The organism is Pseudomonas cichorii, assembly GCF_003700275.1.
GTDB classification, from domain to species: Bacteria; Pseudomonadota; Gammaproteobacteria; order Pseudomonadales; family Pseudomonadaceae; genus Aquipseudomonas; species Aquipseudomonas cichorii_B.
In genome coordinates this window covers 47,380-59,281 of the sequence record NZ_RBRE01000069.1, presented here as the reverse complement: position 1 = coordinate 59,281, position 11,902 = coordinate 47,380, and the positions used below count along the sequence as shown (strand labels likewise).

Sequence of the window (11,902 nt, the reverse complement as noted above, 5' to 3'; positions counted from 1 at the left end):
ACCGCTGCACCCAAGTACCTTTAAAACCCGACCGTCGCAGACACCAGATAAGTCCTCGGTGTCGATAGCGTCAGGCCTGCGGCACTGTCCGAGGACGTTGCCGCAGATGCCCAGTAGGTTTTATCCAGCACGTTTTCCACAGAGGCGCGCAAGGTGATCGGGTTTTCACCCAGCTTGAACGCATAACGGCCACCGACGTCGTAGCGCTCCCATGAGTCGATTTTCTGGTTATTGGCCGCGTCCAGATATTGCGAGCCGGTATGGATCGCCCGGGCGGTCAGGGTCAGGCCTGGCAGTCGGTTGATATCCCATTCCACGCCCAGGTTGGCGTTGACCACCGGCGAGCCGGTGCCCCGATTGCCATCGAAGGCGCCCTGTGCCGTCTTGGTCTGTTCACTGTCGAGCAGCATCACACCACCGAGCAGGCGTACATCCTGCAAAGGCTCACCGAACATGTTCAGCTCGACGCCCTGATTGCGCAGTTCGCCATCGGGCTTGAAGTTGCCCTGGGCGTCAGTGATGTAGGCTGGCTGTTCGATGCGAAACACGCTCAGGCTGGTGCCGAACGTGCCATGGTCATATTTGACGCCGACTTCAGTCTGTTTCGACTTGTAGGGCGCAAACACTTCATTTGCGTTGGTGGCCGTGGTCGGTGCCGTTTCACCCTGGCTCAGGCCTTCCATGTAGTTGGCGTACAGCGAGATCGAATCGGTGGCCTTGATGACCAGCCCCAGCGCCGGCGAGGTGGCACTTTCGTCGTAGCGCTGGCCCAGCGTGCCATTGGAGTAGCTGTCCACTTCAACCCGTTGCAGGCGTGCGCCGAGGGTCAACAGCACGCGATCATCCAGAAAGCTCAAGGTATCGGCCAGCGCGACACTGGTGAACAGGTTCTCGGTGTGCGTCGAAGCATCGAAGCGGGTTGCAGCGCCCGGATACGGTAATACGACCGGGTTATAGAGGTTGCTGGTACGTGGCTGGTAGCGCTCGCCTGCGTTATCGAACTCGAAATCGAAGCGGTTGAGGCTGATATTCAGCGTATGCCCCACCGGGCCGGTATTGAACCAGCTACGAGCGCCGACCGTGAAGGTCTTGACCTCCTCGTCGCGGCGGAAAGTGCGCGGAGTGACCGTAAAGTTGCCACTGCTGGTGGTCACCGGGACGGTATGGCGCAGGAAGTCGTAGTTACCCTTGCGCGCCCCGGCAGCGGCATACACCATCACCGAATCGCTCAGGTCGAACTCGCCGCGCAGCGCGCCAAAGGAGTCCTTGGAGTGAGAGTAGGTCCAGGGTTGGGCGAAATTGCGCCTGATATCCTTGGCTTTTGGCATGGCAATTCCGGCAGCGACTTCGACCCGCTCGATGGGCGCATCGGCGTAACGCTCCTGCTCACCGAGGTCCAGCGACATGCGCATGCGGTCCTCTCGCCAGTCGAGGCCAACCACCGAGGCCTCGCGCTCGACTTTCTGGTGATCCCACTCGGTATCGCCGGATTGCCGCACACCGTTATAGCGAATCCCGAAACGCTGGTTCTCGCCAAAACGCCGACCGATATCCACGTGCCCGCCGAATTGCCCGGCAGAAGCAAAGCTGCCGGTGAACTCGGTCAGTGGCTCGCTGCCAGCCCGCTTGGGTTCGATATTGATATTGCCGCCGACACTGCCACGCGGCACGATGCCGCCCAAAAGCGCCCCCGGTCCTTTGAGAATGTCTACCCGCTCGACCATTTCCATGTCGATGGAATAGGTCGGCAACACGCCATACAGCCCGCCGAACGACACATCGCTGTTGAACAGGCTGAAACCGCGGATGGAAAACTGCTCGAAACGCCCGCCTGCCGGGTTGGTGGTCCGAACAGAAGGGTCACTGGCCACCAGATCGCCCAGAGTCCGGGCCTGCTGATTCTTGACCGTAGTGCTGGTGTAGGAGGTCTGATTGAACGGGGTTTCCATGAAATCACGATCACCCAGCATGCCCTGATTACCGCTACGGGCCACCTGCCCGCCCGCGTACACATCGCCCTGCCCGTTCAAGCGGCTGCCATCGATGGACGTGCTGGGCAACAACATCGAACCGCTCTCGGCAGTCACAGCCGGCACCAGTGTGTAGGACTGTTCGCCGACCGCTTGCAGTTGCAGACCGGAGCCTTGCAGCAACAAGGCAAAACCTTCGTCCACCGGGTACTCGCCGTTCAGGCCCTTGCTGCTGCGACCTGCGACCAGTGCCGGATCGACGGAAAGACTGACGCCCGACAACGCGGCAAAGCGGGTCAAGGCTGCACTCAGGTTGCCGGCCGGGATCTGATAACTGCGTCGCACCGACTCCTCGGCCTGAACCGAAGTCACCAACAACGGCACGGCACCCAGGCCGATCACCACACTGGCCTGACAACTCATATGCAGCAACGGAGCCATGCCGAAACGGGCAAGACGCAGGCGTCGCAAGAAAACTACGGGCATTGGAGCACTCTCTTTTTGTGTTCGCTTGAGAGGGATGACAGGCGACGGCAAAAAAAGGGACACGATCAGGCAGAAATATTTCGCGGACCGAGGGTGATCCAGTAGCGGGTGCGTGCATGCACCTGTACCGGAAGGCTGGCCGCCAGCAATGCCAGGACCCGATCGGTATCGTCCAGACGGAACGAGCCGGTGACTCTCAGGGCTTCAAGCTCGGGTTCCCAGCGCAGGATGCCGGGTCGATAGCGGCCCAGTTCGGTCAGGAAACTTGCCAATGGCCGGTTCTCTACGGTCAGGACACCCTGGCGCCAATCCGGCTGCCGGGCATCGAAACGTTCAAGCGGAGTAATGCCTTGAGCATTCAGGGCCGCCCGCTCGCCGCCCTTGAGGCGCAGACTGGCCCCCTGGGCCGAGAGCAGGTCGACACTGCCGCTTGCTACCGAAACCCGGCAGCGATGCTGATCCTGGCGGATACACAGTTCGGCACCGCTGGCGATGATCCGGCCCATGCGGGTGTCGATGCTCACGGCCGGTGCATTGCCAGCCATGCTCAGGGCAATCTCGCCTTCGATCAACGCCAACTGACGCCTGCCGTCCAGAAAGTCCAGGTTCACGGCGCTGGCGGTATTGAGCTGCAGCTGGCTGCCATCGGGCAGACGCAGGCTCTTGCGCTCACCGGTTGCGGTGCGCAGATCGGCGCGCCAGGCGGTGATCGGCAACTGGCGGCTGATGATCCAGCCAGTGGGAATCAGCGCGGCAATCACCAGGGCGCGCTTGAGGATTGCCCGTCGTGACGGATCGTTGCGCTTCGAGTCGTGCCGGTCGAGGCTGGCCATCGCCAGTTCGGGCGGCAGTTCGGCAAAACGCTGGCGCAAGCCTTGTGCCCGTTGCCAGACCTGTTCGTGACTCGGGCACTGCTCGCGCCAACGCTGCAATTGCTCGTGTTCCTGAGCGCTGGCGGTCCCGGATTCCAGCAACGCCAGCCAGTAAGCCGCCGCATGGGCCACTTGCCGGGCCTGTTGGTCGCGCGCCATGTCACTCATAGCTCGGCCATCAGGCAATGCGCGTAGGCCTGCGCCATATAGCGTTTCACGGTGCGCTCGCAGACATCCAGCCTGACGGCGATCTGCGCGTAGCCCAGGCCTTCGAGTTGCGACCAGAGAAACGCCCGGCGCACCGCCACCGGCAAGTCGTCGAGCAGTTCATCCAGAGCCTGCAGGGTCTGCAACAGAATCCAGCGCTGCTCGGGAGAGGGCACCGCCTCTTCGGGCAGGGTCGCCAGGGCTTGCAGATAAGCCTGTTCGAGGCTGCGGCGCTGGTAGTGATTGATCAGAAGCCGTTTGCCAACGGTGACCAGATAGGCACGCGGTTCACGCAGGTTGGCCAGGGGCTGGCGCTCGGTCGCCAGGACCCGCAGGAACGTATCCTGACTCAGATCGGCGGCATCCCAGGCATTGCCCAGACGGCGGCGCAGCCAGTTTTCCAGCCAACTGCGGTGATCGCGATAGAAATTGTCCAGCCCCGGCTGCGCGCCCAATGGCCCTGCTGCATCACTCATTCAAAGGCCACCCATGCAGCGACTTAAAATGAGAATCATTCTATTTAATTCGGGTGAGCGCGCCAACCTGTTTGTGCTGACTGTATGAACACCGCCTGATGAGGTGGGAGCGAATCGGCGTCCGCTCATTCGCTCCCACTTAAACAGCTAGCGGCGTTTCAGGCGGTCGATAATTACTGCCAGCAGCAGGATCGTGCCGCGGATGACGTACTGGTAGAAGGTGTCGATGTTCTTGAGGTTCATGGCGTTCTCGATGATCGCCAGAATCAGCACACCGGCGATCACATGCCGAATCATGCCGATGCCGCCGCTCAAGGAAACACCGCCCAGTACACAGGCCGAGATGACCGTCAGCTCGAAACCCTGGCCGATCATCGGTTGCCCGGAAGTCATGCGCGAAGCCAGCACTACGCCGGCCAGGGCGCCAATCAGGCCATGCACGGCAAAGATGATGATCTTGGTCCGGTCGACATGCACGCCCGCCAGCAAGGCAGCTTCCTGGTTACCGCCGATGGCCATGGTGTTGCGCCCATAGGTGGTGTAGTTGAGCAGCCAGCCAAAGAACACGAAACAGGCGATGGTGATCAGGATCGGCACCGGCACGCCATAGAACTGGCCATTGCCGAACACGAAAAAGTCTTCGTTGGACACGCCCACGGCCTTGCCGTTGGAGAAGATATACGCCAGCCCGCGGACGATCTGCATGGTCGCCAGGGTTGCAATCAGGGCATTGATCCTCAGCTTGGCGATGACGATGCCATTGATCAGCCCCACCAGCAGGCCCATGGCCAGGGCCGCGCTGACACCGAGGAATACGCTGTCGGTGTCGCGAATCACGATCCCGGCAATCACTCCGGCACAGGCCAGCACCGAGCCGACCGACAGGTCGAAGTGCCCGGAAGCCAGGCAATAGAGCATGGTGCAGGCAGCAATGCCGACGGTGGAAATCGCCAGTCCCAGCCCGCGCATGTTCAGCGGCGAGAGAAAGTTATCGATGAACACCGCACACAGCATGAAAATGCCCAGGGCGGCCAGCAGCATGACCCATTCATCAAGGAAGCGGCGCATATTCACGCCCTGACGCGGAGCCCGCAGGCTGGTTTCGGTAGACATACGCACCTCTTTTTTATTTTTCATGGTCACAGACCAAAGGTTCAGCCGCGAGTACGGGGCAAGGCCAGTTGCAGGAGTCGCGACTCATCGGCTTCGTCGCGGTTGAGTTCGCCGGTGATCGCACCTTCGCTCATCACCAGAATGCGGTCGGAGATTCCCATGACTTCCATCAGGTCGCTGGACACCACAATCACCGCAATGCCCTGCGCCGCCAGGTTATGAATGATCTGGTAAATCTCGGATTTGGCACCGATATCGATACCGCGGGTGGGTTCGTCGAGTAACAGGACCTTCATCGGCATCGACAGCCAGCGTCCGAGAATCGCCTTCTGCTGGTTACCGCCGGAAAGAAACACGATCTGCTGGTCCGGCGAAGGCGTCTTGACGTTCATCGCACGGATCTGGGTTTCGGCGTTCTCGCGCTCCCAGCGCCCTTGCAGCAGACAGCCCAGGCTGACGTGCCGAGGTCTGGCACCGATATTGATGTTCTCGGCCACACTGGAAAGCGGTACGATGCCTTCTTTCTTGCGGTCTTCGGGGCAAAGCAATATGCCGGCGTCGATGGCATCCCGCGGGGATTTCAGGGTCAGTGGCTGACCTTCCAGTTGCAGGCTGCCCGCCTTGCTGCGGGTCAGCCCGGAGAGCATGCGGAACAGCTCGGTACGACCGGCTCCGACCAGTCCGAAGAAACCCAGCACCTCGCCCTTCTGCACCGCGAAACTGACCGGCTCCTGAAGCCCCGGGCCGAGCAGCCCGCTAACCTGCAGGCTCGTGCCTTGATGCTCGCGGGGCCGATAGTTGTAGATGTCCTGTATATCGCGCCCGACCATGCAGGTCACCAGTCGGTCGTGATCCAGCTCTTGCATATTGTCGAAGGTGCGCACGAAGCGCCCGTCCTTGAATACCGTCACCGCATCGCAGATACGGAAGATTTCTTCCATGCGATGCGACACGTAAAGAATCACCCGGCCTTCGTCGCGCAACTTGGCAATGATCGCCATCAGTCGGTCGATTTCCCGCGCCGACAGGCTGCTGGTGGGCTCGTCGAAGGCAATCACATGGGCATTGCGCGACATGGCCTTGGCGATTTCCACCAGTTGCCGCAGGCCCAGGGACAGATCGCCCAGGCGCATGCCCGGATCGATTTCATCGGCGAGCCCCTTGAGCAGCTCGCTGGCCTGGCGCAGCATGGCCCGGCGATTGATCAGCCCCAGCCGGTTCGGCATATGCCCCAGCAGCAGGTTCTCCGCGACGGTCATTTCCGGCACCAGATGCAGTTCCTGGTGAATGACCGCAACACCCGCCGCGATGCTGTCTGCGGTGGATTTGAACTGATGGGTCTGCTCACCGATCTGCAGGCTGCCGCTGTTGGGCTGGTAGGACCCGCCGAGTATTTTCAGCAGCGTGGACTTGCCTGCACCGTTCTCGCCCATCAAGGCGTGAACACTGCCGGGCTGCGCCTGGAAGCTGATGTCCGACAGTGCCTTGACTCCCGGGAAGACCTTGCCGATGCCATTGAAGCGCAAGGCTCCAGCGCCCGATTGCCGTTGTTCTATTGCCTGTTGCATGAATCCGCCCTCCTCACTCGCGAAGGGGCCTGAGCATCAGGCCCCCTTGAACTCACTTCCACAGACCGATCTTGGTCAGGACTTCCTGGAAGTTGGCGCGCGTAATGAGTGTTACGTCGTCCATGGCGGTGTACTTCGGCGGTTCTTCACCAGTGGTGACCCATTTGAACATCTGGTAGGCCGTGTCATAGCCTTCCTTGTCCGGGCTGGGCAGCATCGAGCCGAAGAAACCGCTTTCCTTCTTCTTCAGTTCGTCGATGGCGTCGGTGCCATTGATGCCGATCCCGATCACGTTGGCCGGCTTGAAGCCGTTGGTGGCAGTTGCACGCACGCCGCCGAGTACGGTGTTGTCGTTCATGCCGCCAATGATCAGGTTCCTGGCATTACCCGGCAGTTTCGGCAGCGCCGAGTTGGTGGCGTCCATGCTGCCCGGCACATCCAGGGTTTTCTGGGCGGTGAAGAGGATATGGCTTTCCGGCAGACCGGCTTTTTTCAGGGCATCAACCGAACCGTCCGTGCGTTTCTTGCCGGTATCCAGTTCGTTGTAGGTGTTGATGATGGCGTAGGTTTCCTTCCAGTCCCAGTTGCGATTTTTCGCCTCGGCAGCCATGGCTTCGCCCTGTTTCTGACCGACTTCAAAGGCGGCCATGCCCAGATACGGCACGTCTTCCATGAAATTGCCCTTGGCATCGACGAAGCGATCATCCACTGCCATGACCTTCAACCCGAGCGCCTTGGCCTTGGCCACGATGGCCGGGCCGAGCGATACATCGGGCGGGCAGATGACGAAGCCCTTGGCACCGTTGGCCGCGAGGCTGTCGATGGCCGCCAGGGTTTTCTCACCGTCCGGCACGGCAATTTTCAGCACGGTGAAGCCGTGCTCCTTGCCCGCCTTGTCGGCAAAGGCCCACTCGGTCTGGAACCAGGGTTCTTCGGGTTGTTTGACCAGAAAGCCGATTTTCACTTCTTCGGCGGCGTGGATGATGCCACTCATGCCGAGAATGGCAGTGGTGACAGCGGCGCAGCATAGGGAACGAATCCCGTGGCGACTCAACATAGCTAACTCCTTATTGTTATTGAATAGCTACAGCGTCCAGCAAGGTGGCTGTTTCAGGCCAGGAGCCGCGAACCAGCCAAATAGTCATACCATATTGCCGATGACGGCAATGTAACCGAGTGTCACTCGTGGTAGAGCACCGAGCGGCCGCCATCGATCATGATGCAACTGGCGTTGATGAATGGTGCCTCGTCCGTAGCCAGGAACAGGGCTGTCATCGCCACCTCGACAGGCTGGCCGATGCGTTTGGGTGGATGCAGGTCGAAGGCCCTCTGACGCTCGGCCTGCGGATCGTCGAAGCCATTCCAGTAGTCGACGTTGAGCTGGGTTTCGATATAGCCCGGCGCAATCGCATTGACCCGAATACCCCTGGGTGCGTACTCGATGCCCAGGGCGCGGGTCAGGCCCAGCAGGCCATGCTTGGCGACCGGATAGGGAAAGCAGCCGGGAATGATGTTGCTCGAATGGGTCGAGGCGATATTGATGATGTTGCCCGCGCCCTGTTCGAGCATCGTCGGCAAGACGCTGCGACAGCCATACCACGCGCCATCCAGATCAATGGCAAAACAGCGTTTCCAGTCCTCGTCGCTCATCTCCAGTGGGTCGCGGAATACATTCACGCCGGCGCAGTTGACCAACACATCCACCCGGCCAAAATGCTCGATGGCCAGATCGACCATGTTCTGCCAGTGATCCTGGCGGGTAACATCGGCCTTGAGCGCATGCACTTCGGCCCCCTGCCCACGCCACTTCGCCGCTACCTGTTCGACCTTTTCGCCCTGCACGTCGCTGATGACCAGCCGTGCCTGCTGTGCCTGGAAGCAGGCCACAATGGCCTCGCCTATCCCTTGGGCAGCACCGCTCACCAGCACCACCTTGCCTAGCAGACGCTCACCGCGAACCGGCTCGGGAACCGGAGGTAACGACAAGGGTATCGCCATATTCAACGCTCCTGGATGCAATGAAAGTTCAGCCTGCGAAACGCCGGCACGGCTGCCCGGAGACACCCACATTGCCCATGAGCAGCGCGCCATCCAACTGGCCATGGGCATCGGCCGGTGCGGCGCTGGTGACGTAGAGCGTGGCCAGATCGGGACCGCCGAACACACAACTGGTGGGGTGACTGACCGGCAGATCGACCACCCGGTCAACGCTGCCATCCGGAGCGAAACGGATCAGGCAACTGCCGCCCCAGCGCGCATTCCAGACATAACCTTCGGCATCCATCGCCGAGCCATCCGGAACTCCGCGTGAATGCTCCTGCGCCCAGACCTGGCGCGGGCCCAGTTCGCCATCAGCCAGGACCGGGTATCGATAGATGACGCCATCGAGGCTGTCGGCGCTGTAGAGCAAGGTGCCGTCCGCGTTCCACAGCAGGGTATTGACGATGCCCTGCCCGCTCAGCAACTGCGTGACGCTGGCATCGGCATCGACCCGAAACAGGCCGCCGGAACGGCGTACCAGCGGCAGGTCGCCGCCGTCGGCATCCAGATTGTTCTGCATGCTGCCCAGCCATAACCGGCCCTGGGCGTCGCAACGTGATTCGTTGGCACGATTGCCCGCGACCGGATCGGCCACGCACAGCAATGAAATGGAGGTTCTGGTCGAATTCAGGTCAAGGCGATACACGCCGCTGGCCAGAGTCACCAGGGCATCGCCCTGCTCGGTGGGAATGAACGCGGAAACCGCTTCGGGCAGACGCCATTGATCATGTTGCCCTTGAGCAAGGCGACAGGCCTGACGCGCGGCGATATCGACCCAGTACAAGGCTTGCTGTTCAAGGTCCCAGAAAGGGCCTTCTGCCAGTTTGAAACGCTGCTCGGAGAGAGGCTGCCAATGCATGAACGGTGTCCTTTTTTATTTTTCTTAGGAACTGCCTCTACTAAATAGTATTACGATTTATTTTTCAAGCGGCTTTTTATCGACTATAAATCCTTGCATCGGATTAAAACCGATCAAATAGTCTGACCAATTACCGTTTTTCGACGTACCCAGCGATGGATTGCGCAACCGTTCCCTTTCACAACAACAATAAAAGTGAGTAGAACAGATGAAAAATCACGCTCTTCTCAGCAGCCTTGGACTGTCACTGATGATCGCCACCCTGACCGCACAAGCCGCTACGCTGTCCAGCGAACAAGGCACCTTTGGCAAACTGCCCGATGGCACGACCATCGAGAAATACACCCTGCACAACAGCCATGGCCTGAAGGCCAGCATCATTACCTATGGCGCAACCCTGCAGTCGCTCATGGTCCCGGACAAGAACGGCAAGGTCGAAGACGTCGTGCTGGGTTTCGATGATGTGCAGGGCTACCAGAACAACGGCACGGTGTATTTCGGGGCAACCATCGGTCGTTTCGGCAATCGCCTGGCCGGTGGCACCTTCAAGCTGGACGACCAGACCTACCGCGTTCCGCTCAACGACAAGACCAATGCCCTGCATGGCGGCAATCAGGGTTTTGACAAGCGTATCTGGAAAGCCAGAAGCGTCCAGGGCGATGGCTGGGTCGGCGTGAAACTGAGTTATCTGTCGCCCGATGGCGAAATGGGTTTTCCCGGTGCGCTGCTGACCGAGGTCACCTACAGCCTCAACGAGCAGAACGAACTGAAGATCGACTATCACGCCAGCACCGACAAACCCACGGTGCTGAACCTGACCAACCATAGCTATTTCAATCTGGCGGGCGCCGGTAACGGCGATATTCTCCAGCAGGTGGCGACCCTGCATGCCTCGCATTACACGCCGGTCAACGACAAGCTGATCCCCACCGGCGAACTGGCCCCGGTCGCCGGTACGCCCATGGACTTCCTCAAGCCCACCGCCATCGGCAAAAACATCAAGGCCGACCATCAGCAGCTCAAATACGCCGAGCCCAAACAAGGTGGCTTTGACTTCAACTGGGTGCTGGACACCAAAGGCGACGCCAGCAAACTTGCCGCCGAAGTCAGCGATCCGCAGTCAGGTCGCCACCTGCAACTGTTCACCACGGAGCCCGGCGTGCAGTTGTACACCGGCAACTTCCTGGACGGCAGCATTCATGGCAAGGCCGGCAAGGTCTACCCGCACTGGGGCGCCTTCACCCTGGAAACCCAGCACTACCCGGATGCGCCGAACCAGCCGAAATTCCCCAGCACCCGCCTGGATCCCGGCAAGGCCTATACCCAGACCACCATTTTCAAGTTTGTGAATCATTGAACCTGATTCGCGGATGAATCCGCTCCCTCACATTGTGTGCAGGAGCGAATTCATTCGCGAACAGCATCATCACTTTCCTTTCATCGCCGCCGTCAGCTTGTCGACGTTATAGCGGAACATCTGTGCATAGCTGGCTGCCGGGCCATCCGGCGCCGACAGTGACTCGACGTACAACTCGCCACCCGGTTGTGCGCCGCTGGCGTCGGCGATCTGCTTGACCAGCCGCGGGTCACCGGAGTTCTCGAAGAAATAGGCGCTGACGTGCTCGCTCTTGATCTGGCGGATCAGTTTTGCGACATCCGCAGCCGAAGCTTCCGATTCAGTGGAAAAGCCCAGTGGCGAGAGGAAGGTCACGCCATAGGCATCACCGAAGTAACCGAACGCATCATGGGAAGTGAGGATCTTGCGTTTCTCCTCGGGCACCGACTGGATCTGGTCGCGGGCATAGAGGTCCAGTTGCTGCAACTGCAGGATATAGCGCTGGCCGTTGGTCTCGTAGACGCTGGCCCCTTCCGGATCGGCCTTCTTGAGTGCGGCGATGATATTGCGCACATAGATCACCCCGTTGGCAGCACTGTTCCAGGCATGCGGGTCGGTGATGAGCTTGCCGTCTTCCTGCATGTGCCGGGTCTTGATCCCGTCGGACAGCACCACCGGCTGGCCCTTGTAGCCGGACGCCTTGATCAGGCGATCCATCCAGCCTTCCAGATGCAGGCCGCTGACGAAGGTCAGGTCCGCATTCTTCAAGGCCTGGGCATCGCCTGGCGTCGGCTCGTAGACATGCGGGTCGCCATTGGGGCCGATCAATGATGTTACATGCACCCGATCACCACCGACGTTGCTGACCATATCGGCAATCACTGTGAACGAAGCAACCGTCTCCAGCGGCCTGGCCTGGGCAAGACCAGACAGCATGATCGCCGCCATTGCACTCAACATCATCAATCGTTTCAT

At 60.2% G+C, this 11,902-nt stretch carries 10 protein-coding genes; 1 reads left to right on the top strand and 9 read right to left on the bottom strand.

Features of this window, described 5'->3' with window-relative positions:
- Nucleotides 1–20: 20 nt before the first annotated feature.
- The 8 genes from ALQ04_RS18845 to ALQ04_RS18810 form a co-directional block, all read right to left on the bottom strand.
- Nucleotides 21–2,456 (bottom strand): TonB-dependent siderophore receptor, encoded by a 2,436-nt coding sequence (locus ALQ04_RS18845; RefSeq protein ID WP_122317259.1) that lies wholly within the window; start codon nt 2,454–2,456, stop codon nt 21–23.
- A gap of 65 nt (nt 2,457–2,521) precedes the next feature.
- On the bottom strand, nt 2,522–3,496 hold the full coding sequence (locus ALQ04_RS18840; RefSeq protein ID WP_122317258.1) for a FecR domain-containing protein: 975 nt from the start codon (nt 3,494–3,496) through the stop codon (nt 2,522–2,524).
- Nucleotides 3,493–4,011 (bottom strand): sigma-70 family RNA polymerase sigma factor, encoded by a 519-nt coding sequence (locus ALQ04_RS18835; protein WP_122317257.1) that lies wholly within the window; start codon nt 4,009–4,011, stop codon nt 3,493–3,495. Before ALQ04_RS18835 ends, ALQ04_RS18840 begins: the two co-directional genes overlap by 4 nt.
- A 147-nt stretch (nt 4,012–4,158) precedes the next feature.
- Nucleotides 4,159–5,124, bottom strand: coding sequence for an L-arabinose ABC transporter permease AraH (araH, locus tag ALQ04_RS18830; protein WP_183142223.1), 966 nt, complete (start codon nt 5,122–5,124; stop codon nt 4,159–4,161).
- A gap of 41 nt (nt 5,125–5,165) precedes the next feature.
- Nucleotides 5,166–6,692, bottom strand: a complete 1,527-nt coding sequence (gene araG / locus ALQ04_RS18825) for an L-arabinose ABC transporter ATP-binding protein AraG (protein WP_122317255.1) — start codon at nt 6,690–6,692, stop codon at nt 5,166–5,168.
- A gap of 52 nt (nt 6,693–6,744) precedes the next feature.
- Nucleotides 6,745–7,749 (bottom strand): substrate-binding domain-containing protein, encoded by a 1,005-nt coding sequence (locus ALQ04_RS18820; protein WP_122317254.1) that lies wholly within the window; start codon nt 7,747–7,749, stop codon nt 6,745–6,747.
- Between the two features lie 122 nt (nt 7,750–7,871).
- The gene (locus ALQ04_RS18815; RefSeq protein WP_122317253.1) at nt 7,872–8,690 is read right to left on the bottom strand and encodes an SDR family oxidoreductase; all 819 of its coding nucleotides are present in this window, start codon (nt 8,688–8,690) and stop codon (nt 7,872–7,874) included.
- Nucleotides 8,691–8,718: 28 nt separating this feature from the next.
- Nucleotides 8,719–9,591 (bottom strand): SMP-30/gluconolactonase/LRE family protein, encoded by an 873-nt coding sequence (locus tag ALQ04_RS18810; protein ID WP_122317252.1) that lies wholly within the window; start codon nt 9,589–9,591, stop codon nt 8,719–8,721.
- A gap of 208 nt (nt 9,592–9,799) precedes the next feature.
- On the opposite strand from ALQ04_RS18810, the gene ALQ04_RS18805 reads away from it, so the two are divergent.
- Nucleotides 9,800–10,948: an aldose epimerase family protein gene (locus ALQ04_RS18805; RefSeq protein WP_122317251.1), complete on the top strand. Its 1,149-nt coding sequence runs from the start codon at nt 9,800–9,802 to the stop codon at nt 10,946–10,948.
- 69 nt (nt 10,949–11,017) lie between these two features.
- Here ALQ04_RS18805 and ALQ04_RS18800 read toward each other — a convergent pair whose 3' ends face one another.
- The gene (locus ALQ04_RS18800) at nt 11,018–11,902 is read right to left on the bottom strand and encodes a metal ABC transporter substrate-binding protein (protein ID WP_122317250.1); all 885 of its coding nucleotides are present in this window, start codon (nt 11,900–11,902) and stop codon (nt 11,018–11,020) included.

Excerpts from the sequence above, each read along its gene's own strand:
- ALQ04_RS18840 (WP_122317258.1), bottom strand. The coding sequence starts at position 3,496 with ATGAGTGACATGGCGCGCGACCAACAGGCCCGGCAAGTGGCCCATGCG.
- ALQ04_RS18810 (WP_122317252.1), bottom strand. The coding sequence starts at position 9,591 with ATGCATTGGCAGCCTCTCTCCGAGCAGCGTTTCAAACTGGCAGAAGGC.
- araG (WP_122317255.1), bottom strand. The coding sequence starts at position 6,692 with ATGCAACAGGCAATAGAACAACGGCAATCGGGCGCTGGAGCCTTGCGC.
- ALQ04_RS18805 (WP_122317251.1), top strand. The coding sequence starts at position 9,800 with ATGAAAAATCACGCTCTTCTCAGCAGCCTTGGACTGTCACTGATGATC.
- ALQ04_RS18815 (WP_122317253.1), bottom strand. The coding sequence starts at position 8,690 with ATGGCGATACCCTTGTCGTTACCTCCGGTTCCCGAGCCGGTTCGCGGT.
- ALQ04_RS18845 (WP_122317259.1), bottom strand. The coding sequence starts at position 2,456 with ATGCCCGTAGTTTTCTTGCGACGCCTGCGTCTTGCCCGTTTCGGCATG.
- ALQ04_RS18835 (WP_122317257.1), bottom strand. The coding sequence starts at position 4,011 with ATGAGTGATGCAGCAGGGCCATTGGGCGCGCAGCCGGGGCTGGACAAT.
- ALQ04_RS18820 (WP_122317254.1), bottom strand. The coding sequence starts at position 7,749 with ATGTTGAGTCGCCACGGGATTCGTTCCCTATGCTGCGCCGCTGTCACC.
- ALQ04_RS18800 (WP_122317250.1), bottom strand. The coding sequence starts at position 11,902 with ATGAAACGATTGATGATGTTGAGTGCAATGGCGGCGATCATGCTGTCT.
- araH (WP_183142223.1), bottom strand. The coding sequence starts at position 5,124 with ATGTCTACCGAAACCAGCCTGCGGGCTCCGCGTCAGGGCGTGAATATG.